This window comes from Microbacterium sp. STRO-2N, from assembly GCF_057747775.1.
The window spans coordinates 239,626-265,551 of the sequence record NZ_CM173223.1 but is presented as its reverse complement, the minus strand read 5'-3'; the positions used below and the strand labels follow the sequence as shown (position 1 = coordinate 265,551).

The following is a 25,926-nucleotide window of genomic DNA, read 5'->3' as shown; positions in this document are numbered from 1 at the left end:
GGATCGGATCGCGCTACAGTGCAATCGCCTATCGATAGGCGATTGCACTCATCAAGGAGGATTCATGCGACACAGCACCCGACATGTCGTCGCGCTGATCGCCACATCGGCTCTGGGCGCCGGTCTGCTGGCGGGATGCTCGACGAGCGGCGCGGACGGCGGCGAGACCGAGTTGCGCATCCTGGCCAACATCACGCCGGTTCTGACCAAGGAGTACTACGAGGATCTCGTGAAGCCGTGGGTCGACGAGCACAAGGGCGTGACCGTGACGATCGAGGTCCCCAGCGGGGAGAACGTGCAGGCGACGCTGCAGCAGGAACTCGCTTCCGGTGACATCCCCGACATCGTCGCGAGCAACCTCGACCCGGTCGTGGCGCCGCAGCTGCTCGCCTTCCCCGACGAGCAGTGGGTGCTCGACACCCCCCTCGCCGAGCAGAACCAGGTCGACGGCAAGATCTGGCAGGTCGCCACCGGCGCGCAGATCCAGTCGCTCGTCTTCTACAACAAGGACGCGTTCGCCGCAGCAGGCGTCACCCAGACCCCGACGAGCGTCGACGAGTTCACTGAGGCGCTCAAGGCGGTCAAGGCCGCCGGCGAGCACACCCCGCTCGGCACCGCTGGCGAGTGGGTCACGGGCGCGCAGTTCGCCATGATGGCCAATCCCGACCTGCTCGCCGCGGGTGACTTCTACGCCGAGGTCACCGACGGTGAGGCCACCTTCGCCGACAGCGCGTACGCGGACTACCTGGACGCCTACTCCGGCTGGATCGCCGAGGGTCTGGTCGACCCCGACGCGCTGGGCCTGAAGTACCAGGACTCCATCGACGCGTTCATCGGCGGCGAGTCGGCCGCGATCGTCATGGGCAACTGGCTGGTGCCGTCCATCGACGACGCCGGCGTCGACTTCGAAGTCGGCGTGTTCGCCGCTCCGTCGCTCGACGGAGAGCCCGCCGCCCAGATGAGCGGCCCGGCCCAGCCCTACTCCATCCTGCAGGGCTCGAAGAACCAGGAGCTCGCGCTCTCGCTGGTGGAGTACCTCGTCACCGACGAGACCGCCGTCACCACCTCCCTGGAGTCCGAAGGCAACTTCCGCCAGGGGTACTCCTACGAGGGCAGCCCGCTGAACAAGGAGGTGGGCGCGATCCTCGACGCTGCCCCGGGCCTCGTGATCGGCACCTCGGGCCCCGGCATCCCGGGCGGCTTCGGCGACGAGCTGAACAAGCAGGTGCAGGCGCTGTACGTGGGCACCACGCCTACGGACGCCGCCGCTGCGCTCGACTCGTGGTGGGGCGTGAATGCCGCGCAGTGATGTCACGTCCGGAGCCGGCGAGGCGACGCCCTCGCCGGCCCCGGCCGGTCGGCGTCGGCGCGGCAGAGGTGAACTGCTGTCCGACACCGTCATGATCGGACCCGCCCTCGTGCTGGTCGCTCTCTTCGTCCTGATCCCCATCGGGATCGCCGCCTACCTCAGCTTCACCAACTGGGACGGGTTCACCATCCCGCCCTCGTGGATCGGCGTCCGCAACTACGAACGCCTGTTCCAGGATCCCGACGCGCTGCGCGCCGCGACGTACACCGCCGTCATCACGGTCGTGGGCACGATCGTCTGCAATGCCTTCGGCCTCGGCATCGCGCTGCTGCTGAACCGCAACACCCGGGTCAACACCGTGATGCGCGTGCTCGTCTTCTCGCCGTACGTCATCGGGCCCATCATCCTCGGCTTCCTGTGGGCCTCGATCCTGGGCACCAACGGCGCGCTCAACTCGGTGCTCACCTTTCTCGGCGTCGAGCGCGTCCCCTTCCTCGCCGACCCCGCCTGGGCGATGGCGACCACGCTGCTCGTGATCATCTGGGCCACCTTCGGACTCAACGTGATCCTCTACCTCGCGGGCCTGCAGACTCTCGACAACTCGCTGCTGGAAGCGGCGAAGATCGACGGCGCCGGCCCCTGGGCGACGTTCTGGCGCGTGAAGCTCCCGGTGCTCGCGCCGACCGTCACCCTCAACATCGTCCTCACCGCGATCGGTCTGCTGCGCGTGTACGAGATCGTTCTCGCCCTGACAGCCGGAGGACCTGCCGGCTCGACGCAGACGGTGGTGTTCAACATCCTCACGACGTCGTTCAGCCGCTCGCAGCTGGGCTACGGCGCCGCACAGTCAGTCGTGCTGATGCTCGTCATCATCGTGGTCACGGTCGTGCTCACCCAGGTGCGCCGACGCAGCGAAGAGGCGGTCGCCGCATGATCGCCCGGCGCACCGGCTGGATCGCGGCCATCGTGATCATCGTCGTGCTCATGGGCGCGCCGCTGTACCTGCTCGTCACGAACGCCTTCAAGACCGAGGACGACATCCTCGGCTCGCCGTTCGGGCTGCCCACTCAGGGCTTCACCTTCGACAACATCATCGCGGCCGCCACCTCCACGGATTTCAACGTCATCGCCGCATACGGCACGACGGCGTTCCTCGTCGTCGTCGTCAACGTCCTCTCGATCCTGGTGACGGGTCCCGCCGCGTACGCGATCGGCCGGGGCGTGCGCCGGGGTCACCGTGTCATCCTCCTGGTCATGCTCGCTGGACTGTTCATTCCGAGCCAGACGATCGTGATCCCCGTGATCTACGTGCTCAAGACGGTGGGGCTCATGGGGACGATGCCCGGGCTCATCCTCTTTCAGACGGCGCTCACGATCCCGACGACCCTGTTCCTGTTCACCGCCTACGTGCAGAGCATCCCCCGCGAACTCGATGAAGCGGCACGCATCGACGGCGCATCACGGATCGGCACCTTCTGGCGGGTCATCTTCCCGCTCATGATGCCGGCCATCGCGACGGCCGTCGTGCTCAACGCCGTCGGCGTATGGGCCGACTTCGTGAATCCGCGCATCATCCTCGGCCCCGGTTCCGGGCTGTACACCGTCACCACCGGCGTGTACGCGGCGATCAGCAAGTACTCCACGGACTACACGCTGGTCTACTCGAACATGCTGCTCGCCGTCGTGCCGGTGATCGTGTTCTACGTGCTGCTGCAGAAGCGGATCATCGGCGGCCTGACCTCGGGGGCGATCAAGGGATGACGCGTCTGACGGCCTCCGTCCCGCTCCGCGCCATCCCCCGCTGGGCGGCACTCGAACGCGACCTGCTTGCGCTCCTCGACACCGCATGGCGCCGCTTCGCCGACCGGTTCACGGAGCCGGACGGGAGTCTGCGCTACTCGGGCCGGATGTATGGGCGCGACGGCGTCGACGACTTCTACGAGCCGTTCTTCAACTGGCCCGCGCTGTACCGGCTCGGCGGTGCCGACGATCTGCTCGCCGCCGCCAAGCATCATTGGGAGGGCGTGACGAAGCAGATGACCGCGTTCGGGTTCGTGCGCGACGAGTACGAACTCGGTTACGACTGGTTCCACCAGGGTGAGTCGCTGCCGCTGTTCCTCGGCATCTGCGCGGCCGACCCCGCGGATCCGGTCTTCCGCGAACGGGCGCGCAGGTTCGCCGGCTTCTATCTTCCCGGCTCGCCGACGGGCAACTACGACCCCGCCACTCGCACGATCGTCGCGCCGCACACCGGGTCGGGCGGTCCGCGCTACGGCGTGGGCGAGGACTGGGCCGAGTACCGGGCCGACCAGGACGGCATGCGCATCTACGGCCTTCCGCTGCACGATGTGGAGGGCATCGACGAGTGGGACGATCTCGCCGCCCCGGGCGCGGCGGCGCGAATGGGTGCCGCGATGCACGACCGGATGGGCCGCGGCGACACGGTCGTGAACCTCGCCGCCACGACGCTCGCGACGAACGCCTGGCTGTACGACCACGACCAGCGCTATCGGGCGTGGGCTCTGGAGTACGTCGACGCGTGGCGCGAGCGCGCGGACGACGCGGGCGTGCTCCCCGACAACGTCGGCCCGGGTGGAGTCGTCGGCGAGCTGCATGGCGGCGCCTGGTACGGCGGCCACTACGGCTGGACCTGGCCGCACGGCCTGCACACCATCGCCGCCGCCGCGACCGTCGCTGCGTTGAACACGGTCGTGCTCGCCGGCGACACCCGGCGTCTGGATCTCGCGCGCGGGCTCCTCGATACGGTCCTCGCGCACGCGGTGGCGCAGGATCGCATCTCCTCGCGCGGCAGCCTCGGGCCCGGCTGGGCCGACCGCCTGGGCGCGAATGACGAGACCGTCGAGCTGCTCGTGCCCTACCGCCACGGACCGAACGGCTGGTTCGACTACCACCCGGTGCCGATCGAGCCGGTGATGTGGCTCGACTGGGTCGGTCATGCCCCCGACGACCGCGACCTGCTCGATCGGATCCGCGCTGCTTCGACCTCCGACTGGACCGCCGTCCGCTGGTTCCATGACAAGGAAGAGCAGGGTCACGAGGCGCCGTGGCTGGAGTTCCTCGCCGGTCGCAACGCCGATTACCCCGAGCGCGCGCTCGAGATGGCGATCGGCCAGGTGCTGCGCCGCCTCGCGCTCATCGACGCAGCACCGGCAGAGCCGGAGGATGGCGACATCCATTTCTGGCAGCGATTGAACCCCGTCGTCACCGAGGTGCTCACGCAGCTCGTCACGGGGGCACCCCCAGCCGTCTATTACGGCGGGCTGTCGTTCGCGCGCGTGCTCGTCGCCGACGCCGCGCGTCGGCGCCCCGGCCTGCCTCCGGACGTGGCGGCGCTGGTGCGCGCGGCGGAGGAGGAAACCGTCGTGATCGAGCTCGTCAATCTGGGCGACGCGACGCAGGAGGTCGAGCTCATCGCCGGCGCTTTCGGCGAAGACCGCATCGACGCCGTCGAGTTCGACGCCGCGGCATCCGATGTCGCCTCCGGATACCCCGGCGACCCGCATCGGTACGCGATCCCGGACATCGCGACATCGAAGGAGCGACGCGACGTGCGCGCCGGCCGCCTCGTCGTCGCGCTGCCGCCACGCACCCGCATCCACCTCGCCCTCACCATCACTCGCCGCGCCTTCCGCGCGGCCCATCAGCTCATCCGCTCGAATCAGGAGAACTCATGAACACCAGCCTTCAGGGCCTGTCATCCGTCTGGCCGCTCCCCGTGCGCGGCGATGCATTCGACCGTGCCGACCCCGACATCGTCAACCGCATGAACATCGTGAGCGCGGCCACCGCCTGCGCGAAGCTCAACGGCATGGGGATCACCCGCAGCGCCGTCCAGGGTCCGACGCCGCTCGATCGCGGAGCGCGTGTCGTCGGCTCGGCGCTCACCCTCCAGTTCATGCCCCAGCGCGAGGACATCGCCAGCGGCGTCAGCCAAGAGTACGTCGAGCGCCACACCGCCCTCTGGGAGGTCCTCGAGACGGTGCAGGAGGGGGATGTGCTGGTCGTCCAGGCGTACGGCAGCGCGTTCACCGGCTGCTTCGGAGACATGCTCGTGCGCTACTTCAAGCGGCGCGGCGGCGCCGGCATCGTGGTGGACGGGCGCATCCGCGACGCCGCGCGCGTGCGCGAGCTGGGGGTGCCGATCTGGTGCACGGGCGTCACGCCGCACTACGCATCGCAGACGGACCTGTTCCCGTGGGCGTACGACGTGCCCGTCGCGGTCGGCGGCGTGCTCGCCCTGCCTGGTGACGTGGTCGTGGCCGATGACGACGGCGCAGTGATCGTGCCGCAGGGCAAGGCCCTCGAGCTCGTCGAGTCGGCGGAGGACCACGAGAACTGGGAGGAGTTCAGCAGAATGCGCCTCGAGCAGGGCGCACGGCTGTCGGACTACTACCCGCTGAACGCCGACAGCCGCGTGGAGTACGAGGCATGGCGCGACGGCGGGCGTCTGCCGCTGGTCTGACGTGATCGACGCCCACCTGCACGTGTGGGGCGCGGAGCTGCTCGAGGTCGGCTGGCTGACCGACGAGCGCTCCCGCCCCCTTCGGCGTGCCTTCCTGCTCGAGGACGCGATACGGATGCTGCGCGCCGAGGGGATCGCGTCGGCCGTGGCGGTAACAGCGGACGAGTCCGACGCGGGCACCGCGCTGCTGCTCGCGCGCTGCCACGGGCGTTCCGAGGTCGTGGCCGTGGTCGGCTGGACCGACCTGACCGCCGTCGATGTCGGCATGCGCCTCGACGCTCTGCGGTCCGGCTCAGGCGGAGTGGGGCTGCGTGGGGTGCGGCACGTGGCGCTCGGCCCCGACGCGGTCGAAGCCGTCGCACTGTCACCCGGGCTTCGGGCTCTGCAGGAACGCGAACTGGTTCTCGAGCTGCTCATCGACGAGCCCGCCTTCGCCTCGGTGGCCCGACTCTGCTGCGCGGCGCCGGAGCTGGACGTCGTCGTCGACCACCTCGGAAGCCCGTCCGCAACGAGCGGGACGTGGCACGACGCGATCACGCAGCTCGCCCGGCATCCACGCGCCCATCTGAAGGTCTCGGGCGCCGTCGTGCGCACACCGCGGCTGGCCGAGCGGCTCGAGGTCGCGCGGGCACGGTTCGGTGCCGAGCGACTGCTCGCCGGCACCGACTGGCCGATCCACACACTCTCGGCCGACGAGTCGCCCTGGCGGCGCCTGCACGCGGCGACCCGTCGATGGAGCGAGGACGAGCGCACCGCGCTGTTCGGGGCGAGCGCCGCCCGCGTGTACGGGGTGGCCGCGTGAAGACGACCCGCATCCGGAACACCCCGGTGCATGTCACCGAGATGGGACTGGGCACCGCACAGCTGGGCGACCTGTACACACGGCTCGATCAACACGACGCCGACGCGATCGTCGACGCAGCGCTGCAGCACGGCATCCGTCACTTCGACACCGCGCCGCATTACGGCCTGGGGCTCGCGGAGCATCGGCTCGGCCGGGCGCTGCGGCGGCGGGACGGCGTCGTGATCAGCACCAAGGTCGGCCGGCTGATCGTGGGGCAGGGTGCGGCCGCACGCCGGAAGTGGGACTTCAGCGGCGAAGGCGTCGCGCGATCGCTGGTGTCGTCGCTACGTCGATTGGACCGTGGCTTCGTCGACATCGCCTTCATCCACGACCCCGACGACCACGCCGACGAGGCGATCGGCGCCGCGATGCCCGCGCTGCAGCGCATGCGAGACCACGGCGACCTCGGTGCGATCGGCGTGGGCACGAAAGACGTGCCGACGCTCCTGCGGTTCGTCCGCGAGTGCGACATCGACGTCGTCATGGTCGCCGGACGCCTCACCCTGCTCGACGACTCGGCACTGTCGGAACTCGTCCCCGAATGCGCCGCGCGCGGCGTCGCCATCATCAACGCGGGGGTGTTCAACAGCGGCGTCCTCGCCACCGACGCCCCCGGCCCCGAGTCGCACTTCGACTACGCGGCGCCGTCACTCGAGGTGCTGGAGCGGGCGAGCGCGCTGGGCGAGATCGCCGCGCGGCATGGATTCCGCCTGCCGGAGGCTGCCGTGGCCTTCGCGCGCAGCCCTTCCCCGCCGGTCGTCTCGGTGGTGGTCGGCGCGGACTCTGCGGACCAAGTCGCACGCAACGTCACCCTGCTTTCGGCTGCAGGAGACATCGACGGGCTGCGCGCAGAGCTCGCCGCATCCTCGGCGGCCGGCTCAGGCCGATGATCCCGCCGCGAAGTGTCACAAATTCGGACCGGTGGTTGTCATCGCTCAGGCGGCTGAAGCCGTCCGGCGGAACGCCGGCGCACTCCCCATCCCATCTCGGAGGAACGATGAACGAAGTTCTCAACGACCACGTCGCACTCGTGACCGGCGCATCGTCTGGCATCGGGCAGGCGGTGACGATGGCCCTCTTTCGACAGGGAGCGAAGGTCGTCGCAGCTGCGAGGCGCGTCGACCGGCTCAACGCGCTCGTGACCGAGGGGCCTGGCGAGATCGTCCCTGTCGAAATGGACGTGACCGACCCCGAGTCCGTCGACCGCGCCGTCGCCGTGGCTCGGGAACGATTCGGTCGTCTGGACTCCCTCGTGAACAACGCCGGGCTCATGCTGCCCGGGGCGATCCTGGGGGCGGATCGCCACGAATGGCGACGGATGGTCGAGACGAACCTCCTCGGCTCGATGTACGCCGTGCATGCCTCGTTGCCCCATCTGGTCGAGTCGCGGGGCGCAGTCGTCCAGGTCTCCTCGACCTCCGGCCGCATCGCGTCGGCCGGCAACGGGGCGTACGGCGCGACGAAGTTCGGCATCACCGCGTTCACGGAATCACTCCGTCAGGAGGTCACCGCCCGTGGAGTTCGCGTCACCCTGATCGAGCCCGGGTTCGTGTCCACGGAGCTCACGAGCCACATCACCGACCCGGAGATGCAGGCAGCGGCGGCGGATATCGAGCAGTCTCTGCGCGCGTTGACACCCGACGACATCGCGGATGTCGTCGTCTTCGCACTTACTCAGCCCGACCACGTCACGGTGAACGAGATCCTCGTGCGGCCGACGGATCAGGTGCGCTGACGGATCACGGAGAGGGCGGCGCAGGTCGCCCTCTCCGTTTAAATTGCTTGCTATTTACTTGTGTACGTACTAAATTCCACGACATGTCAGCTCACCCGCTCGGTGAGTGATCTCCCACCCTGGAGCTGCAATGTCGACGGACCTCAACAGGCACACTCCGCACGACGCCGCCCTCGCTGCGTTCACCGCGGCGAGAGGGGTCCTGTTCGGGATCGCGTACCGAATCCTCGGCTCACCCACCGAAGCCGAGGATGTGGTGCAAGAGACCTGGCTGCGGTGGCAGCTCTGCGATCATCGGAACGTACGCGAGCCGACCGCCTTCCTCGCGACCATCGCGACCAGACTGGCGATCAACGTCCTCGACAGCGCACGGGTCAGACGAACGTCGTACGCGGGCCCGTGGCTTCCCACCCCCGTCGACACCAGTGGCGACCCGACGCTGGGTGCCGAACGTGACGAGGCGCTCCACTTCGCGACGCTGCTGATGATGGAGAGGCTGACGCCGACCGAACGTGCGGCGTTCGTGCTCAGGGAGGCGTTCGACTACCCCTACGCGCGCATCGCCGAGGTCATCGAGTCGTCGCCCGCCGCGGCTCGGCAGCTCGTCAGCCGCGCCCGAAGGCATCTTGCACACGCTCGCAGCCGGCATGCGAACCGCGGCTCGCACGCTCAGTTCCTTCGGGCGTTCCTGGATGCCGCGAGGTCAGGCGATGTCGGGCGGCTCGAAGCTCTGCTCTCCGCCGATGCGGTCAGCCCTGCCGACGGAGGCGAGCCCGAGGCGTTCCCTCGCGCCCGACTGTCTCGTACACGAGGGAAGTGCTAGATTCGCGGGCATGGCGAACGCTCCCGCAGCAGTCGGACTGGATGACATGGTGTGCTTCAACCTGCACGCGGCGTACCGCGCGGTCACGGCCGCCTATCGGCCGCTCCTCGAGCCGCTCGGCCTGTCGTATCCGCAGTACCTCGTGCTCGCGGTGCTGTGGCGCGACGGGGATCTGCCGGTCGGCGAGATCGTCGAGGCGCTGCGCTCCGACTACGGCACGATCACGCCGGTGATCAAGCGGATGGAGCAGCAGGGACTGGTCACGCGCACCCGCAACCCGCGGGACGAGCGATCCGTCATCGTCTCGCTCACGCCGCACGGCGACGGGCTGCGCTCGCACGCTCCGGGAATCTATCGGTCGATCAGCGAGATATTCGGGTTCACCGAGGACCGCGCAGAGGCGGCGCTCGACGTGCTGCGGTCGATCACGACTCGCGCATCGGGTCGATGAGTTCAGGTCGGCAGCGTCGGCGCACACCGCGTGACGCGTGACGCGTGACGCGTGACGCTGGAGCCGGCACCACCGCGACGGCTCTCTCAGCCCCCGCCCGCTGACCGAACCCCATCGCATGCTCCCCCGCGGACGATCGGTCGGATGCCGCGGACGACCGGTCGGGCGACGGCGCCGCGTCGATGGGAGGTTGAGAGCATGCCGACGACTGACTCCCTGACGATTGCACCTCAAGCCTCCGTCCAGAAGCTGCGCTATGGCGGACTGGTCGCCATGATGCTGATGAGCTTCCTGCTCGTCACCGCCGAGTTCCTCCCCAACGGCGTGCTCACCGAGATGGCCGTCGGGCTCGGCGTCACCCCCGGGCAGGCGGGTCAGACGGTCACGGTCACCGCACTGGTCGGCCTGGTCGTGGCACCCACGGTCGGGCTGGTCTTCCCGCGCCTCGATCGCCGCTCGCTGCTGGCGTGGATGGCCCTCGCGGCCGCCGTGTCGAACCTCGTCGTCGCGGTCGCCCCGAACCTCGTGCTCGTCCTGCTGGCGCGGTTCTTCCTCGGTGCCGCGATCAGCGCATTCTGGGCGATGTCCATCACGGTCGCGGCACGCATCGCCGGGCCCGAGCGGCTCGGGCGCGCGGTCATGTTCTCATCGGCCGGGGCATCCCTCGCCACCGTCGCGGGCGTCCCCGTCGGCGTCATGCTCAGCGCCGTGCTCGACTGGCGCGTCGTGTTCGCGCTCGCCGGCGTGATCACGGGGCTGCTGGCGATCGCGATGCGGATGCTGCTGCCTTCTGTCCCGCCGGCACCCGCGTCGAGTTTCGCGATCCTCGCCGACACCGCTCGCCGGCCCGGGATCACGCTCGGCCTCATCGGCCACGTCCTCGTCGTGCTCGGTCACTTCCTCGCGTACACCTACATCCGGCTCGCGCTCGAGCGCATGCAGGTCGGTCAGGACTCCTCAGCCGTCGACGCGGGAACGATCGTGCTCCTGCTGGCCCTGTTCGGCGCCGGCGGGCTGATCGGCAACATCGTCATCGGCATGATCATCGATCGGTCCTTCGCGTTCTTCGCAGTCTTCACCCCGGTCGTCATCGCCGTCGCGGTGGCCGCGATGCTGCTCCTCTCCGGCTCGGTGGCCGCCGTCGCCGTCGTCGCATTCGTGTGGGGCTTCTTCTTCGCGTCCTGGCTGATCGTGGTGAACACTTGGATCGGACACCGCATGCCGGACCGCCTGGAAGCCGGCGGAAGCCTCGTGGTCGTGGGGTTCCAGGGTGCGATCGCCATCGCCGCCGCGCTCGGCGGCCTCCTCGTCGACAACGTCGGCGTCGAGCTCGTCTACGTGATCGGTGCCGCGATGCTTCTCGTGGGAGCGGTGCTCTTCGGCGCGTCGAATCGCGTCCGCGGCTGATCCTCCGGCGCGCGCGAGTCGCGCCCCGGCGATCGTCCTGCCGGTTCGCCGTTCCGGAATAGGCATCGCCGCCCGCACGTTGCGCCATCGCATGGCAGTGGTCGACTCGGATGCGCTCGCTCAGGTGCTCTCCTCGATCGACGTGCGCCTGGGCGTTGCCCGTCGAATCGAGCTGGCAGCAGGGGATTTCCTGCCGATCTCCTCGGATTCCGTGACGCTCGTCTACGTCGCCGAGGGCAGCGTGCGCGGGCATCCTCCCCTCGGCAGCGGCTGCCGGCTCGACATCGACCGCGGGTCGCACCAGATCTCCGTCACCGCCCGAGGCGACCGCGCCCTCCTCGTCGCCGGCGACGCCCTCATCACGTTCGGCTCCCGCCGGTTCGCACTCGAGCCGGACGCCACCGCATCGCTGGTCGTCTTCGAATTGGAGCTCTCCGACACCGCGCGCGGAGTCCCAGTGGTCGTGCCGGACCTCGTCACCGTGACCGACTTCGCGGGCCTCGAGCCGGCCGCAGCGGCTCTGGCGGCGAACATGGGCATCGTCGACCCCGATGCGTGCGCGCTGCGCTCCGGCGACCCCGTCATCTGCCGCATGATGGCGACCACCGTCCTGCTCTCGGTGATCCGCGCGTGGGCCGAGAACGGCTGCGCGCCCGAGGGATGGCCGTCCGTCGCGAAGGATCCGTTCCTCGACCGCGTGGTCGAGGCGATCCACGACGAGCCGGGACGCGACTGGACCGTCGAGCTGCTCGCATCGGTGGGGGCGATGTCGCGCTCGGTGTTCGCAGAGCGGTTCCGCGCCGCTCTGGGAAGCACGCCCGCCAGCTACGTCACCGAGGTGCGGATGAACACCGCGAAGCGGATGCTCGAATCGGGACTGCCGGTTTCGACAGTGGCTCGCGAGCTCGGCTACGGCTCCGACGAAGGATTCAGCAGGGCGTTCCGCCGGAACTTCGGGATGCCGCCATCGACGTGGCGCCAGACCCACCGCGAGCGCGCGCTCGCGTAGCCTGGTCGGAGGGCTGAACGCCAGGCGTCACAGCGATTCGGCGATGTCCTTGATCGCGGCCAGGCGGCGGTCCCACTCGGCGCCGACGGCCTCGAGTCGCCGGGCGGTGGCCGCCAGCTGCGCACCGACGACGCGGTAGCGCACCTCACGTCCGACGCGCACCGACTCCACCAGCCCGACCTCCTGCAGCACCGCGAGGTGCTTCGCGATCGCCTGGCGCGACACCGGCAGACGCCCGGCGAGGGCGGATGCCGAGGCATCCGTCTCGCCGAGCGCCTGGAGGATGCTCCACCGGGTGTCGTCGCCGAGCGCGGCGAACACGGGAACGAGCGTCTCGGTCACACCGTCTCGCTCTCGAGCAGCGCCACGAGCTTGTCGAGCTCGTCGTTCCAACCCTTGCCGTGCTCGGCGAGGTTGAACGCTGGATCCGACGTCACCTCGAACCCGCGCTCGACCACCGTCAGCTCGGTGCCGCCGTCGACCTCGACCAGGGTGAAGGTGAAGACGGTCGAGGTGGAGTCGTCGAGGTGGGCGGGCCGGCTCGGGCTCGCGTCGTCGTTGCCCCACCGGTACGTCACGGTACGCGGCGCGTCGATCGACTCGACGCGGATCGGCACCGCGCCATAGCCCTCGAACGACAGAGTTCCCGCCGCTCCGGCGCCGCGGCCATCGAGGTCGAGGCGGCCGAACCATCGTGACACGTGCTCGGGTTCGGTGACCGCGGCCCACACCTTCTCGACCGGAGCGGAGATGCGGATGGTGCGGGTGACGGCGAATGCGTCCTCGTCGACGATCGACGAGGGGTTGATGGTCATGCTCATGATTGTGCTCCCTTCAAAGCGGTCAGTGCAACCACAGAGTTGCACACCTTGTTGGAACACCGCAACCCTTTGGTTGCACTCCGTTGTCATGAGTGGCATCCAGAATGATCGTCGGGCGACCTGCCGGGGCGTGAGGCGCGTCAGGCGTCGAGCGTGACGTCGACCTGGATCTCGGTCGCGAGGCGCTCGAGCTCTGCGGTGAGCGCGTCGAGATCGACGGATGCCGGGACCCGCGCCGCGACCGTCGCTTCGAAGAGCCGGCCGCCGTACATCGCGGCCTCGCGCGTCGTGGTCGTCATGCGGTCGATGCTCACGCCGTGGGCGCGCAGCACCGATGAGATGTCGCGCACGATCCCGGGGTGGTCGTTGCCGACCACCTCGAGGACGAGCCCGCGCGCCGACACCGGGTCGGGCTCCCGCTGGGCCCCCTCGGAACCGGCGTGCACCGCCACGGTGAGCAGGCCGTCGAGCACGGCGAGCGCCTCGCGCAGCTCATCGGCGCGCTCGGGTGCGACCGAGATCTCGATGATCCCCGCGAACGCCCCCGATAGTTCGGCCAGCTGGCTGTTCTCCCAGTTCCCGCCGTGGTTGCCGACCACATCGGCGACCGCCGCGACCAGTCCGGCGCGGTCGTCGCCGACCACGGTGAGCACGAGCGTCGTCATGCGAGCCAGCGTACTCAGCCGTGCGCGCTGCGTGCTCTCGTCACGCAGAGACTCCCCCAGCCGCGTCGGCTGGGGGAGTCCCGTGTCGAGCGCGGGATGCCTCAGGACCGGGTGGATCCGCTCGCCGAGGCGTCGGCGCGACGACGGCGTGCGATCAGGAACGCTCCGGCACCGAGGATCAGCAGGCCGATCCCGGTGTAGGCCGCGGTCCAGGCGATGTCACCACCGGTCACCGCCAGCGGCGGCGGCGGGGTGAGGTCGTGCCGCGTGCACAGCGGGCTGCCCGCGGCACACACCGGGTCTTCACCGGTGATCGCGATCACGTTGCCCAGCGCATGGTTGCCCTGCTGGTCGTACGCCTTCACCACCACGGTGTAGGTGACCGTGACCGTGTCGGCCGATGCGACCTCTCCGGTGACCTGGATCGCGTTCCCCGACCGTGTCGCGGTCACCGCGGCCTCGGACGAGACGGGACCGTTCGTCAGCGTGGCGTCATCGAGCACATCGCCCAAGTGGTCGGTGTAGTCGATCGCGGCGGCCGCGGCATCCGGATTCGCCGACACGTTCTCGAACGTGAGCGTGTACGTGACCGAGGCACCCTGCGGAAGCGCCGTTCCCGACGCCGGGTCGGAGGACTTCGACGCCACCACGTTCGACACGTGGTTGATCGTGCAGTCCGCCCGCTCCGCGTCAGCCGGTTCGCACGTGGCCGGCGGCTCCTCTCCGGCATCCACCAGGAAGTTGCCGAGGCGGTCATCACCACGCTGCCCGTCCGCGTTCACCGTCACGGTGTACGACACCGTCACGACCTGGCCCGGCTCGAGGGCACCGGTCACCGAGAAGCGCCCGTCCGCGACATCCGATACCGTCAGCGCGGCATCGCTCGCCACCGGCGCGGCCGTGATCGTGGCGTCGTCGAGCACCCCGGTGAGGACGTCGTCCCGGCTCACCGGAACCACCGCCTCGCCGGTGTTCTGGAAGTGCAGCGTGTACGTCACCTGCTGCCCGGGCTGCACGGTGCCGCCCGAGGCCGGATCGACGGTCTTCCAGTCGTCCAGCTCGCCGATCGGGTGCTCCGTGGCCGGCGGAACGAACGGCGGCACGCAATCGACCTCGCAGTCCGGATCGGGCTGGTAGGGCGGCACATCCGGCGTCAGCACGTTGCCGGCGATGTCGTCGCCGCGCTCGCCGTCCGGAAGCACCGTCACCTGGTACGTCACGGTCGCCGTCGCACCGGGAGCGAGGTCACCCGTCACCCGGATCTCCTGCGCCTCCAGATCCAGCTGCGCGGTCACGCCGTCACCCTCGACCACCGGTTCGGAGGTCACCTCCGCGTCATCCAGCACATCGGACAGGTCATCCGTCGAGTCCACCGGACCCGCCGCCTGACCCTCGTTCGTGAAGGTCAGCGTGTAGGTGATCACATCACCAGCGTTGACTGCCGCGCCCGACTCGGGGTCGGACGACTTCGCCGGCACGATGGACGGCAGCAGCACCTCCACCGGCGGTGTCGGCGGGTCGCAGATCACGCCGTCGGCGCACACCGGCGAGGCGACATTGACGAGGTCGTGGTCGCCGAGGTTCGTCACCGTCACGCTGTACGTGATCGTGGCGGTCTCGCCTGCCGGCAGCGCACCCGACCACGACAGCGTCGGCGCGCTGAACGCCGGCGGGGTCACGGTGACCCCGGCGATGACGGCCGACGCGTCGTCGTTGTACGTGGCGTCGTCGAGCACGTCCGTCATGTCGTCCGTGACGGATGCCGGGATCTCGGCCGTGTAGTCCGCGGCGCCGTCGTTCGTGACCGTCACGGTGTAGGTCACGACGTCGCCGGTGTTGACCGCATCGACCGGGGACGCCGACTTGTCCACCGAGAAGTGGCGGATCGGGTTCTCCGTCGACGGGCAGTCGTCGGCCGGGCAGGTGCCGTCCGCGTAGCCGAGGACGTTCCCCAGCACGTGGTCGCCCTGGTCGGCGAATGCGTTCACCGTGACCGTGTAGGTCACCGTCACCACGGCGTCCACCGCCAGTTCACCCGTCACCGACAGCTCGTCCCCGGCGAGGGCCGCCGCCAGCGGTGCACCCGCGGTGGGACCCGCGGTGAGGGTCGCATCGTCCAGCACGTCCGACAAGTCGTCGAGCGCGTCGACCGTCACCGGCGCCTCGCCGGTGTTCGAGAACGTGAGCGTGTAGACGACCTGCTGTCCGGCATCCACCGTCGTGCCCGACGCCGGCGCGACGGACTTGTCCATGACCAGCTCGCCGATCGGGTGCTCCGTGGTCGGCGGAACGAACGGCGGGCAGTCCACCGGGTCGCAGTCCGCCGGCGGCACGAACGGCGGCACCTCGGGAGTCGCGACGTTGCGTGCGACGTTGTCGCCGCGCTCGCCGTCCGCCCCGATGGTGACTTCGTACGTCACTGTCGCGGTTTCGCCCGGCGCGAGCGGGCCCGCGATCACGATCGTCTGCGCGTCGGCGTCGAACACCGCGGTGATCTCGTCGGCGTGGGCGTCATCGACGACCGGGTCCGACGTGATCGTGCCGTCGTCGAGCACGTCCGTCAGGTCGTCGGTCGTGTTCACGTCCCCCGTCGCCTGGCCCTCGTTGGTGAACGTCAGCGTGTAGGTGATGACGTCACCGGCCTCGACGCCTTCACCGGATGCCGGGTCGGACGACTTCGCCGGGACGATCGAGGGCAGCAGTACCTCGACGACAGTCGGCGGGTCGCAGATCTCGGGCGCGGCGCACACGGGCCCGGCGCTGTTGACCAGGTCGTGATCGCCGAGGTTCGTCACCGTCACCGAGTACGTGATCGTCACGACTCCGTCGACCGGCAGCGCACCCGACCACGTCAGCGTCGGAGAGGCGAACACCGGTGCCGGCACGAGCGAGCCGTCGTTCGTCACGGCCACCGCGTCGCCGTTGTAGGTCGCGTCGTCCAGGACGTCCGTCATGTCATCGCTGATGACCGCGGGAGCGTCGACCGTGTAGTCGGCTTCACCGTCGTTCGTCACGGTCACCGTGTAGGTCACCACATCACCGGGCTGCACACCCTCGACGGGGTCGGCCGACTTCTCCACCGACAGGTGGCGGATCGGATTCTCCGTCTCGGGGCAGCCTTCCGGCGGGCATGAGCCGTCGGCATTGCTCAGCACGTTCCCGAGCACGTGGTCGCCCTGATCCGCGTACGCGTCGACCGTCACCGTGTAGGTCACGGTCAGCGTCTCCCCCACCGGGACGTCACCCGTGACCGCGAGCTCATCGCCGCTGAGCGCTGCCGTGAGCCCGGCATCCGCCGTCGGACCGCCCGTCAGCGTCGCGTCATCCAGGACATCGGTCAGCGTGTCCACGGCGTCGACGGCGGCGGGCGACTGCCCGATGTTCTGGAACGTCAGCGTGTAGGTGACCTCCTGACCGGCGACGACCGTGGTGCCGTCGGCCGGATCCACCGTCTTGTCCATCACCAGCTCCGCGGCCGGGATCTGCACGAAATCGCACGCCGCTTCCGGATCGGTCGCGTCATCGGCCGGGACGCACGCGCGGTTCAGCAGCACGTTGTCACCGGTCGTCGCGTCATAGACGACGGTGTAGCTGATGTCGATCGACTCGCCTGCCGCGAGCGGACCCGACCACGTGACCTGCTCAGCGGCCGCATCGAACTCCGCACCGTCGGCCGGGGTCAGGATGTCACCGAACGCGGCGTCGTCGAGCACGTCGCTCAGGTCGTCGGTCATCGTGGCGGGCGCGTCCTCCGAGAAGTCACCCGGACCGTCGTTCGTCACCGTCACCGTGTACGTCACGGTTGCGCCGTCAGCCGGGAGATCGGTCGTGTCCGACGTCTTCACGACGCTGAGCTTGGGCAGCTCCGCCTCGGCGAAACCACACGCCTCACCCGTCACCGGGTCGGTGCCCTCCTGGGTCGGCGGGTCGCACGCCGGGACATCCGCCGGCGGCACACCCGGCTCCGGCGGGGTCGTCGGCTCCCACGCCACGTTCCGCACGGTGCCATCGCCGCCAGCCGCGAGGGTGACGGTGTACGTGATCGTCACCGACTCACCCGCAGCCAGCGGACCCGACCACAAGAGGAACGACGGCGCCACGAATGCCGGGTCGGCGACATCCGAGCCGTCGGATGCCTCAGCCATCGCATCGCCGTTGTAGTCCGCGTCGTCCAGTACACCGGCGAGGTCATCGAAGACGACAGCAGGGTCGGCATCGGTGTAATCACCGGTCCCGGTGTTCGTCACGGTCACCGTGTAGGTGATGTCGTCCCCGACGCGCGAGTCCGCCGTCATGTCGGAGGACTTCTCGATCGACAGCTCGCGCTCGACGACGGCCACCGCATAGTCCTCGACCTCGCCCGCAGGCGCGGCACCGGTCGGCAGGAAGGCCGTGACCGACGCCGGGAAGAGCCGGAAGCGCGCGAACGTGTCGGCCGTCACCGTTCCCACCGGGAACGTGAGCACGTAGTCCGCGGTCCCCGAGCTCGCCGGGACCGGAACGGTGACCAGCTCGGCCGCGTCGAAGGTGCCGCTGCCGTCCAGATCGATCCAGCCCGCGAGCGTCGCGGCCCCGGTCGTGCTGTTCGTCGCCGACACCGTCACCGCGGTCTCGTCGCCGATCGTCACGACGATCGGATCCGCGACGCCGTCCTCGTCGGCGACGCGGTTCGCGTCGTCACCGGCGGCGTCGGCCGTCGGCTGTCCGTCCGGGTCGAAGTCGATCTCGTCGCCGAGGGTCACGCCCGGCGTGATCTGGTGCCGCGCACCGTTCGCGGCGGCCGTCGTGCCGTAGCTGTCGGGCGCGTCGCCGAAGTCGGAGCACGCCGGCGGGTCGATCGAGAAGTCACCGTCGCCGTCGAAGGCGAAGCCGGAGTTCGATCCACCCCGCCAGCGCACATCGAATGTGCTCTGGCCTTCGAGAACGAACTGGAATCGGCTCTCGGGATCCTGGGTCCAGTTGCCGTTGCCATCGAATGTGACGGAGCCGCCTGATTCCACGATGCCTACGGCGGAACCTTCGGTCACCGCGTACGAGGCGAGGTCCGCGAGGGAGAACGTGGCGCTCTCGTTGTCGTCCATGTCAGTGACCGTGAAGACGCCGTTGATGTCGACGGGTGTCGTCGTCCCTGCCTCGAAGAAGGAGTACCTGATCGTCGAATCAGCGAAGATCAGCCATCCGGCGTCATCCGCGCCGCTGCGGATGAAGCCGTTCGGCGGGAACTGAGAGATGCTGTTCGAGCCGGCGATCACCTCCGCGAGCATGTCGACGGCGACGCCGTCGACAACGGAGACGTTCTGGAACAGCGCCGACGAACCCACACTCCCGTTGCCGGTCAGGTTCACCGGCTGGGGGTAGGTGAAGGCGTAGTACTGCGCACCCGACACGACACACCCGTCGGGCTGGACCAAGCGCTCGATGAGCACCTCGTAGTCCTCGACCTCGCCGTCCGGCGCGGCGCCGGTCGGCGTGGCGATGGACGCGGCATCCGTCGAATAGCGGACGCGGACGAACGTGGAGATGGCGGCGGGGTTGACGCCCTGCACGAACGACACCTCGTTCGTTCCCGCCGTCACCGGCTGCGCGTTGGCGACCCGCTCGTCATCGGTGAAGGCGCCGTCCTGGTTCCAGTCGACCCAGGCGCTCACGAACCCGTCAGCGGATGCCTCCACCCCGAGCGTGTTCTCGATCGGCTGCAGCGACGCCGGGTCGAGCCCCGTCCGCAGCGTCGGAGTGGCATAGCCCAGGGCGGGGTTGAACACCACGCCGTCCTCGTCGGCACCATCGCCGTCAGCGGCCGCGTTGGGCTGACCGTCGGTCTCCCCGTCGATGCTCCCACCGAGCTGGGTTCCCGGCACGATGTTGTGCCGGGCGCCATTGGCAGCCAGATCCGTGCCGTATGTGGCGGGCGCGTCCCCGAGATCCACATCGAACTGGCACTCGAACAGGTGGAAGTCATCGAAGTTCATCCAGACCTGACCGGCGACCGTCCCGTTGTTCGCAGGGTTTGCGTTCCGGACCTCGACACGCAAGTACGGCCACGCCTGGTCTGCATTCAGCGTGAACGGAATCCGCTCCCACTGCGGCGTAACGCCCACCCCGGGGAACTCGACGACAGGGGTGCTGAAGAGCAGCTCACTGTTGGCTGCCGTCGGGGCCACCACGTTCACGGCCGGGATGTGTCCGACTTCGGGATCGCTGACCCCGAAGAACTGCATGTATCCGTCGCCCTGCCGCGAGTAGCCGCCCGCAGCCAACGAGAAGTACCCGACGTATGTCGACAGCGGGTCCAAGGGGGCGATCAGGGTGTTCGTCGCCCCCTCACCCACGTCGGGCAGGCTCGAGTGACCACCCATGAATCCGTACCCGTCCGCACCAGCCCGGATCGGCATCGACCCGGCCGCAGGTCCAGAGTCGAACGTCGGCGAGAAGACGTGGTACTGGCCCCCTGTCGAATGGCTGTCATGCCATCCCGTGGCGTAGTTGATCGAGTTCGCCGCCGAGTTCTGGAAATCCTGGGTACGGCTCTCGAAGCTCGGGTTCTGGATGAGGTCGACGGGGACGAGCGTGCCACCGGGTGCACACTGCACCGGCATCTCCACGGTGAGCGTCGTGTCGGCGGGCGGGTTGAGGCCCGTCTCGGTGACATTGCCGGGTCCGTTGGTGTAGGTGCCGGCGGCGGCCGCCGTCACCTCGACCGAGATGGTGCACGACGCGACTCCCGCGGGCAGGTTCCCGGCGGCGACCTCGATCGTGTTTCCACCGGCCGGCGCGGTAGTGGTGGCGACACACGAACCGGCCACGTTCGGATCCTCCGCGATGACGAGACCTTCGGGCAACGTGTCGGTGAAGCCCCAGCCCGCCTTGGCGGCGAGCTCGCTCGTGTTCGTGACGGTGAAGGTCAGCGTCGAGACACCGTCGACGAAGACCGTCGTGGGCGAGAACGCCTTGTCGAGCTGCGGAGTGACATCGAGGATGCGGATGTTGTCGAACGCGGCGTCGTTGCCCACCCCGCTTCCGTTGGCGTTCGCCATGCGGATGCCGAGCGAGGCACCGTCGAACAGCACAGAGCCGTTCGAGGTGTAGGTGCCGACACTGACCGCGGTCGCGGCGACGCCCCCGACCGCGGGAGCCGGGACTGTCGCGCCGGAGGAGCAGGCGTTGAGCTGCCCTCCCACCGGTGTCGCGGTGCCGGCGTCGGACACGAACGAGAACTGGTACAGCGGCGGCGACACCTGGCAGTTCTTCGCAGCGGTGTCGACGCTGAACGTGAGGAAGCGGCCGGAAGCGGTCGCGAGCGGGAGCGGCTCCACCGTCTCGAACTCGACCGCGTTCACGCCGGGATTGTTCTCGGTATAGGCCGAGACGGCGTCGTTTGAGTTGGCGTCGGCGGCGCCCCCGTGAACGCCGAGTGCGTAGACGAGCTGACGCAGGTTCGCCGAGCTGACGGGCGAGACGCAGTTGCCGAGTGTCGTGTAGGGGATGTTGAAGTTGACGATGACGCCGTTGCAGTTCGACAGCCACAGGGGAGCCGCCGTATAGGTGTGGCCGTCGACGCTGACGTAGTCGTCGAGGATGACCGGAGCCGTGCCCGGCACGTTCTCGAAGTCCTCCTCGAAGAGGACCGTCGGATCAGAGGGCACGCCCGGGTTGCCGGGCGCCATCTTCGGCTGGATGAGGCCTGCGGCCTTGGCACCGGTCGGCGGCGCGGCCGTCTCGACGCCGCGGGTGGCGGCGGCATCCATGCTCGTGCCGCTCCACGAGAAGGCCTCGGCCGCCGAAGCAGGCACGACCGCTGACATCGCTCCGACGACCACCGACACGACAGCTGTCAGCGCAACCGATGCCTGCCGCCAGATCCGTGCGTGGGTCTCGGACTGGCGCCGTCGACCTGCTTCGAACATCCGATACTGCTGCATTTCGCCCCCCGAATGGCGCCGCTATGCGTTCGGCGCCGAGCTTCGACTGATCACGGTCGGTGTGACCGCGGTCGCGTCCAGTCAATTCCCAGGAAGGCGCTGCCTGGAAACGAGTCGGAGTAATTCACCCCTTGGTGTCCCCAATCTCACCCCGGGGTGAGATTCTGGGTGACCTCGTCGAACCGGTAGGAGGCGATGCGCAGCGCCTGCTCGCGACCGCTCGCACCGAGCTTGCGGTAGAGCGCGCGCAGGTGCGTCTTGGCGGTGTTCGGCGACACGTGCAGGGCCGCCGCGACAGCCTTGATGGAGGTGTGCTCGCGGAGCGCTCCGAGCACCTCGCGCTCGCGCGGCGTGAGAGTCGCCCGTGTCGGCGGCGGGGCGTACACGTCGGGCAGCGCGGAGAGCTCCGACCTCAGGTGACGGGCAACGCCGGCGCGCACCTCGGGCGAGCCCTCGACCAGGGCATCGAACGCGTGCGTGTGCTCCAGCGCGAGGGCGACCGCGCGAAGAGACGCGGCATCGACAGCATCGCCCATGGCCTGACCGGCGCTCGCCTGCAGCACACGCCAGCTCGCGAGAAAATGCACCCGGCCGCCCGTCAGCTGTTCCGCCTCGGCGAGGTGCGCCAGTGCCCGTTCCTGCTCTCCCCTCAGCAGATGCAGTCGCGAGCGCGAGGTCAGCACCGATCGATGGGTCGGGCTCACCCCGCGGGTCCCGAGCACGTGCTCCGCCGCCGGGAGGTTCCCGAGCGCCTGATAGAGGTCAGCGAGATCCGCACGCAGGTGGTCACCGGCCATCGACCCCGGCCTGGTGAGACCTCGATGTGCCAGCAGGTAGTCCTCGACCTCGTGCACCATCAGGTCGCGGTCGCCCCAATAGAGGGCGTGCCTCGCCCGGACATGGACGCGCATCCACGTCAGCTCGCTCGTCGCACCGACGCTCTCCGTCCGCGCGACGAGGGCGGCGGCATCCTCTCGATTCAGCCGGCCGATCGCGATGAGGGCCCGGGCGTACGCGGCGACCTCCGCGCCGGGCAGCTCGTCGCCTTCCTCGGATGCGTCCCGCAGCTCACGGTCGGCCTTCGCGTAGTTGCCGGCGACGGCGTATGCCAGGGCGAGATGCTGCGACGCGACCCGCTCGAACGGGTTGTCCGCGCGCACGCGCGTCCACCGCAGCGCCTCGGAATACGACGCGATCGTGCTGGACACGTCGCCCGCGAGCAGCTTCGCCGTCCCCGCGCGGATGAGCACGGGGGCGAGGACGTCGTGGAATCCCGCACTGTCGGTGGCGTGGTCGATCGCCGCGAAGATCTCGGACGCGGTGGCGCTGGCGTCCTCGACGCGTCCGGCGGCCATCTGGTGACGCAGCGAACCGGTGAGCACCCCGAGCCGGTCTCTCGTCGCCGGGTGCGCCTGGGACTGCACCCACTCGCGGAAGATCACGAGGTCGCGGTCGTCGAGGAGTCCGAGCGACTGTCGGGCACGCGCGAGAGAGCGGGCGAGGAGATACCGGGGGTGGGCCTGCAACCACCCCTCGGGCACCGCCTCGAGCGCATGCCGCAGCGCCTCCGGCGCGCGCAACAGGTAGGCGAAGAATCTGTCGTCGACGACGGCCGCCAGGTCGTCCCACCGCTCGTCGCGTGCAATCGCCTCGAGCTCGCGGACGACGTCGCTCACGCGTCGCGTCTGCATCTCACGCTCAGTCCGTGCCCCCCGGTACGTCCCACAGTCGAGTCCGACGCTCACTCTATGCGGACTCCCGGAGGGCGAGGAGATCCTTCACCCTAGGGGTGAATTCGTCAGCCGGCGAGCTCCGACAGCATGCTCGACATCCGCGCGATCTCGACGCGCTGGTCGGAGTCGAAGTGGTTCGCGAGCTGTGCGAGCTCCTGCTCCGCGCCGTGGGGGCTCGCGAAGAGATCCGCGATCATGACGAGTGCTCCCTCGTGGTGGCGGATCATCGACCGCAGGAACAGCTCGTCGAAGGCCTCACCCTCCGCTGCCTCGAGCGCGGCGAGCTCCTCCTCGGTGAGCATGCCCGGCATCAGCGCGTGCGCGTCGTGCGCGGCATCCGGATCCCGCACCGGCTCCCCCCGCGTCTGCAGCCACGTCTCGAGCTGGCCCATCTCGTCCTCCTGGCTGATCTGCATCCTCGCCGCCAGCAGACGGATGCCGGAGTCCGTGGTGCGATCCTCCACATAGCCCGTCATCTCAAGAGCCTGGGCGTGGTGGTGCAGCATGTCGCGCACGAACGCGACGTCGGCCGCGGTGTGCGGCTCGGACTCGCCGAGCGCGAGCTGTTCGTCGGGCGAGAGCGTGCGGTTGTCTTCGCCGGGAGCGCCGAGCTGCACGACCGGCGCCGTCGACGTGGGCCGCGGAGTCGGCTCTGCTGCAGTGCACGCGGTCAGCGCCAGCATGGCGGCGAGCATAACGCTCATACGAGCGGCGACTGGCGACACAGAACGCTCCTCCGACACCGGCGGCGGGTACTCGAAGTGCCCGGAGTCCGATCCTAGCCAGGAGGCCTCTCGCACCGATAGATTCCGACCATCGGCCTCCCCAGGGCCGCGCCCCCGCACGTCGCCGTGCGCGGACGCCTTCGGAGGCCTCCGTCCGAAAGCGCAGGGAGAGGGGCACGTTCAATGAAGATCACCCGTTCATCGACGCGATGGCGCAGACGCGCGCTCGCCGCAACAGGAGCGATCCTGCTCGGTGCGTCGGTGCTGACCGCCACCGCCACGGCCACCGCCGCCGACGAGGAGGCCGACCCTCGCGTCGGCCTCGCGCCGGGCTACTTCGACGCCGGCTTGGCGGCCAGCAACATCGACCTGCTCGCCAGCCTTCCGCGCGTCGCACCGTTCGACGCCGCGCCCGGCAACTTCGGGTTCGTCAACTCCGACCTCGCCTTCACCGGCGACCACGCGATCGTCGGCAACTTCAACGGCTTCCAGGTCTACGACGTGACGGATGCCGGAGCCCCGACGCTGCGCAGCGCCTTCGTGTGTCCGGGAGGACAGGGCGACGTCTCGGTCTACGGCGACCTGTTGTTCATGTCGGTCGAGGAGACGCGCGGCCGCATCGACTGCGGCACGCAGGGAGCCCCGGGAGCAGTCAACCCTGAGCGCTTCCGCGGCGTGCGCATCTTCGACATCAGCGATATCGACAACCCGGTGCAGCTGCCGGGCGTGCAGACCTGCCGTGGATCGCACACGCACACCCTGGTCACCGACCCCGACGACCCGGCGAACGTGTACATCTACAACTCGGGCACGTCGAACGTCCGGTCGGGCGCCGAGCTCGCCGGATGCGAGAACGTCTCGTCGAACACACAGGCCCCGGTCACGACCGGCAACCCGACGCAGTGGCGCATCGACGTCATCAAGGTGCCGCTGGCGGCTCCCGAGACGGCAGCGATCGTCAGCCAGCCGCGGATCTTCTCCGACCCGGTCACGGGTGCGTACAACGGGCTGCAGAACACGCTGTCGGGAACGCTCCACCCCTCCGGGGTGCCGTACAGCCCGCTGCCGAACACCAACACGTGCCACGACATCACGGCGTATCCCGAAATCGGGCTGGCCGCCGGCGCGTGCCAGGGCAACGGCATCCTGCTCGACATCTCCGATCCGGCGAACCCGGTTCGCCTGGACGCGGTCGCCGACCCGAACTTCTCGTACTGGCACTCCGCGACGTTCAACAACGACGGCACGAAGGTGATCTTCACCGACGAGTGGGGCGGCGGCACGTCGGCCCGCTGCCGCGTGACGGACCGGCCGGAGTGGGGCGCGAACGCGCTGTTCGACATCGTCGACGGCAAGCTCGAGTTCCGCAGCTACTACAAGCTGCCGGCGGTGCAGACGACGCAGGAGAACTGCGTGGCGCACAACGGGTCGATCGTGCCGGTGCCCGGCCGCGACATCCTCGTGCAGGCCTGGTACCAGGGCGGCCTGTCGGTGATCGACTTCACCGACACCGCGAACCCGGTCGAGATCGCGTACCTCGACCGCGGACCCATCGACGAGCCGAACGCGACAGGGCTCAACCTCGGCGGGTACTGGTCGACGTACTGGTACAACGGCAACGTGCTCGGCAGCGAGATCGCGCGCGGCTTCGAGACGCTCGGACTCACCCCGAGCGCGATGATGTCGGCGAACGAGATCGCGGCGGCCGGAGAGATCCAGCTGGCCGAGTTCAATGCGCAGCTGCAGACGAAGCTCGTCCACGCGCCGAGCTTCGCGGTGGTGCGTTCGTACGTCGACCAGGCCGAGCGTGCCGGCACGCTGACGGGCAAGGCCCTGGCCGACGTCCGCAGGCACGTCGACAAGGCCGAGATGCTCGCCGCCAAGGGCAACACCGAGTCGGTGCTCGACCATCTCGCCAACGCCGCACGCAAGTCGGGTGCGGCTGCGGATTCGGCACTGGTGGAGGCCCTGACGGCTCTCGCCGCGGCCCAGGGCTGACGCT

19 protein-coding genes are annotated in these 25,926 nt (G+C 69.2%); 13 read left to right on the top strand and 6 right to left on the bottom strand.

The features are described from left to right. Nucleotides 1-64: 64 nt before the first annotated feature. The 12 genes from AC3ANN_RS01075 (at nt 65) to AC3ANN_RS01020 (ending at nt 12,061) form a co-directional block, all read left to right on the top strand. Nucleotides 65-1,309 (top strand): ABC transporter substrate-binding protein, encoded by a 1,245-nt coding sequence (locus AC3ANN_RS01075; protein ID WP_488339167.1) that lies wholly within the window; start codon nt 65-67, stop codon nt 1,307-1,309. Between the two features lie 91 nt (nt 1,310-1,400). After that, nucleotides 1,401-2,243, top strand: a complete 843-nt coding sequence (locus AC3ANN_RS01070) for a carbohydrate ABC transporter permease (protein WP_488339166.1) — start codon at nt 1,401-1,403, stop codon at nt 2,241-2,243. Further along, nucleotides 2,240-3,070 (top strand): carbohydrate ABC transporter permease, encoded by an 831-nt coding sequence (locus AC3ANN_RS01065; protein ID WP_488339165.1) that lies wholly within the window; start codon nt 2,240-2,242, stop codon nt 3,068-3,070. The genes AC3ANN_RS01070 and AC3ANN_RS01065 overlap by 4 nt, the downstream gene beginning before the upstream one ends. Then, nucleotides 3,067-5,004 carry a DUF8034 domain-containing protein gene (locus AC3ANN_RS01060; protein ID WP_488339164.1) on the top strand — a complete coding sequence of 646 codons (1,938 nt, stop codon included), beginning with the start codon at nt 3,067-3,069 and terminating at the stop codon, nt 5,002-5,004. The genes AC3ANN_RS01065 and AC3ANN_RS01060 overlap by 4 nt, the downstream gene beginning before the upstream one ends. After that, the gene (locus AC3ANN_RS01055) at nt 5,001-5,792 is read left to right on the top strand and encodes an RraA family protein (protein ID WP_488339163.1); all 792 of its coding nucleotides are present in this window, start codon (nt 5,001-5,003) and stop codon (nt 5,790-5,792) included. Before AC3ANN_RS01060 ends, AC3ANN_RS01055 begins: the two co-directional genes overlap by 4 nt. A gap of 1 nt (nt 5,793) precedes the next feature. Then, on the top strand, nt 5,794-6,594 hold the full coding sequence (locus AC3ANN_RS01050; RefSeq protein ID WP_488339162.1) for an amidohydrolase family protein: 801 nt from the start codon (nt 5,794-5,796) through the stop codon (nt 6,592-6,594). After that, on the top strand, nt 6,591-7,526 hold the full coding sequence (locus AC3ANN_RS01045) for an aldo/keto reductase (protein ID WP_488339161.1): 936 nt from the start codon (nt 6,591-6,593) through the stop codon (nt 7,524-7,526). Before AC3ANN_RS01050 ends, AC3ANN_RS01045 begins: the two co-directional genes overlap by 4 nt. Before the next feature lie 107 nt (nt 7,527-7,633). Next, nucleotides 7,634-8,371, top strand: coding sequence for an SDR family oxidoreductase (locus AC3ANN_RS01040; RefSeq protein WP_488339160.1), 738 nt, complete (start codon nt 7,634-7,636; stop codon nt 8,369-8,371). Nucleotides 8,372-8,501: 130 nt separating this feature from the next. After that, nucleotides 8,502-9,194 carry a sigma-70 family RNA polymerase sigma factor gene (locus AC3ANN_RS01035; RefSeq protein ID WP_488339159.1) on the top strand — a complete coding sequence of 231 codons (693 nt, stop codon included), beginning with the start codon at nt 8,502-8,504 and terminating at the stop codon, nt 9,192-9,194. A gap of 10 nt (nt 9,195-9,204) precedes the next feature. Next, complete coding sequence (locus AC3ANN_RS01030) at nt 9,205-9,645, top strand: MarR family winged helix-turn-helix transcriptional regulator (protein ID WP_488339158.1); 441 nt, start codon at nt 9,205-9,207, stop codon at nt 9,643-9,645. 198 nt (nt 9,646-9,843) lie between these two features. Next, nucleotides 9,844-11,052 carry an MFS transporter gene (locus tag AC3ANN_RS01025; protein ID WP_488339157.1) on the top strand — a complete coding sequence of 403 codons (1,209 nt, stop codon included), beginning with the start codon at nt 9,844-9,846 and terminating at the stop codon, nt 11,050-11,052. Nucleotides 11,053-11,143: 91 nt separating this feature from the next. Next, nucleotides 11,144-12,061 (top strand): helix-turn-helix domain-containing protein, encoded by a 918-nt coding sequence (locus AC3ANN_RS01020; protein WP_488339156.1) that lies wholly within the window; start codon nt 11,144-11,146, stop codon nt 12,059-12,061. 27 nt (nt 12,062-12,088) lie between these two features. Here AC3ANN_RS01020 and AC3ANN_RS01015 read toward each other — a convergent pair whose 3' ends face one another. From AC3ANN_RS01015 to AC3ANN_RS00990, 6 genes are all read right to left on the bottom strand, one after another. Next, on the bottom strand, nt 12,089-12,403 hold the full coding sequence (locus AC3ANN_RS01015; protein WP_488339155.1) for an ArsR/SmtB family transcription factor: 315 nt from the start codon (nt 12,401-12,403) through the stop codon (nt 12,089-12,091). Beyond that, nucleotides 12,400-12,876, bottom strand: a complete 477-nt coding sequence (locus AC3ANN_RS01010; RefSeq protein ID WP_488339154.1) for an SRPBCC domain-containing protein — start codon at nt 12,874-12,876, stop codon at nt 12,400-12,402. The genes AC3ANN_RS01015 and AC3ANN_RS01010 overlap by 4 nt, the downstream gene beginning before the upstream one ends. 146 nt (nt 12,877-13,022) lie before the next feature. Beyond that, nucleotides 13,023-13,547 carry a glycine cleavage system transcriptional repressor gene (locus AC3ANN_RS01005; protein ID WP_488339153.1) on the bottom strand — a complete coding sequence of 175 codons (525 nt, stop codon included), beginning with the start codon at nt 13,545-13,547 and terminating at the stop codon, nt 13,023-13,025. A gap of 101 nt (nt 13,548-13,648) precedes the next feature. Next, a complete protein-coding gene (locus AC3ANN_RS01000; RefSeq protein WP_488339152.1) occupies nt 13,649-21,451 on the bottom strand; it encodes a DUF7927 domain-containing protein in 7,803 nt (2,600 codons plus the stop codon). Nucleotides 21,452-21,612: 161 nt separating this feature from the next. After that, nucleotides 21,613-23,142 (bottom strand): response regulator transcription factor, encoded by a 1,530-nt coding sequence (locus AC3ANN_RS00995; protein WP_488339151.1) that lies wholly within the window; start codon nt 23,140-23,142, stop codon nt 21,613-21,615. A 122-nt stretch (nt 23,143-23,264) separates the two neighbouring features. Next, entirely contained in the window at nt 23,265-23,882 is a 618-nt protein-coding gene (locus AC3ANN_RS00990; RefSeq protein ID WP_488339150.1) for a DUF305 domain-containing protein, read from the bottom strand. Nucleotides 23,883-24,107: 225 nt separating this feature from the next. On the opposite strand from AC3ANN_RS00990, the gene AC3ANN_RS00985 reads away from it, so the two are divergent. Further along, entirely contained in the window at nt 24,108-25,922 is a 1,815-nt protein-coding gene (locus AC3ANN_RS00985; protein WP_488339149.1) for an LVIVD repeat-containing protein, read from the top strand. Nucleotides 25,923-25,926 lie beyond the last annotated feature (4 nt).

Coding starts and splice junctions, on each gene's coding strand:
- AC3ANN_RS01075 (WP_488339167.1), top strand. CDS start 65: ATGCGACACAGCACCCGACATGTCGTCGCGCTGATCGCCACATCGGCT.
- AC3ANN_RS01070 (WP_488339166.1), top strand. CDS start 1,401: ATGATCGGACCCGCCCTCGTGCTGGTCGCTCTCTTCGTCCTGATCCCC.
- AC3ANN_RS01065 (WP_488339165.1), top strand. CDS start 2,240: ATGATCGCCCGGCGCACCGGCTGGATCGCGGCCATCGTGATCATCGTC.
- AC3ANN_RS01060 (WP_488339164.1), top strand. CDS start 3,067: ATGACGCGTCTGACGGCCTCCGTCCCGCTCCGCGCCATCCCCCGCTGG.
- AC3ANN_RS01055 (WP_488339163.1), top strand. CDS start 5,001: ATGAACACCAGCCTTCAGGGCCTGTCATCCGTCTGGCCGCTCCCCGTG.
- AC3ANN_RS01040 (WP_488339160.1), top strand. CDS start 7,634: ATGAACGAAGTTCTCAACGACCACGTCGCACTCGTGACCGGCGCATCG.
- AC3ANN_RS01035 (WP_488339159.1), top strand. CDS start 8,502: ATGTCGACGGACCTCAACAGGCACACTCCGCACGACGCCGCCCTCGCT.
- AC3ANN_RS01030 (WP_488339158.1), top strand. CDS start 9,205: ATGGCGAACGCTCCCGCAGCAGTCGGACTGGATGACATGGTGTGCTTC.
- AC3ANN_RS01025 (WP_488339157.1), top strand. CDS start 9,844: ATGCCGACGACTGACTCCCTGACGATTGCACCTCAAGCCTCCGTCCAG.
- AC3ANN_RS01020 (WP_488339156.1), top strand. CDS start 11,144: ATGGCAGTGGTCGACTCGGATGCGCTCGCTCAGGTGCTCTCCTCGATC.
- AC3ANN_RS01010 (WP_488339154.1), bottom strand. CDS start 12,876: ATGACCATCAACCCCTCGTCGATCGTCGACGAGGACGCATTCGCCGTC.
- AC3ANN_RS01005 (WP_488339153.1), bottom strand. CDS start 13,547: ATGACGACGCTCGTGCTCACCGTGGTCGGCGACGACCGCGCCGGACTG.
- AC3ANN_RS01000 (WP_488339152.1), bottom strand. CDS start 21,451: ATGTTCGAAGCAGGTCGACGGCGCCAGTCCGAGACCCACGCACGGATC.
- AC3ANN_RS00990 (WP_488339150.1), bottom strand. CDS start 23,882: ATGCTGGCGCTGACCGCGTGCACTGCAGCAGAGCCGACTCCGCGGCCC.
- AC3ANN_RS00985 (WP_488339149.1), top strand. CDS start 24,108: ATGAAGATCACCCGTTCATCGACGCGATGGCGCAGACGCGCGCTCGCC.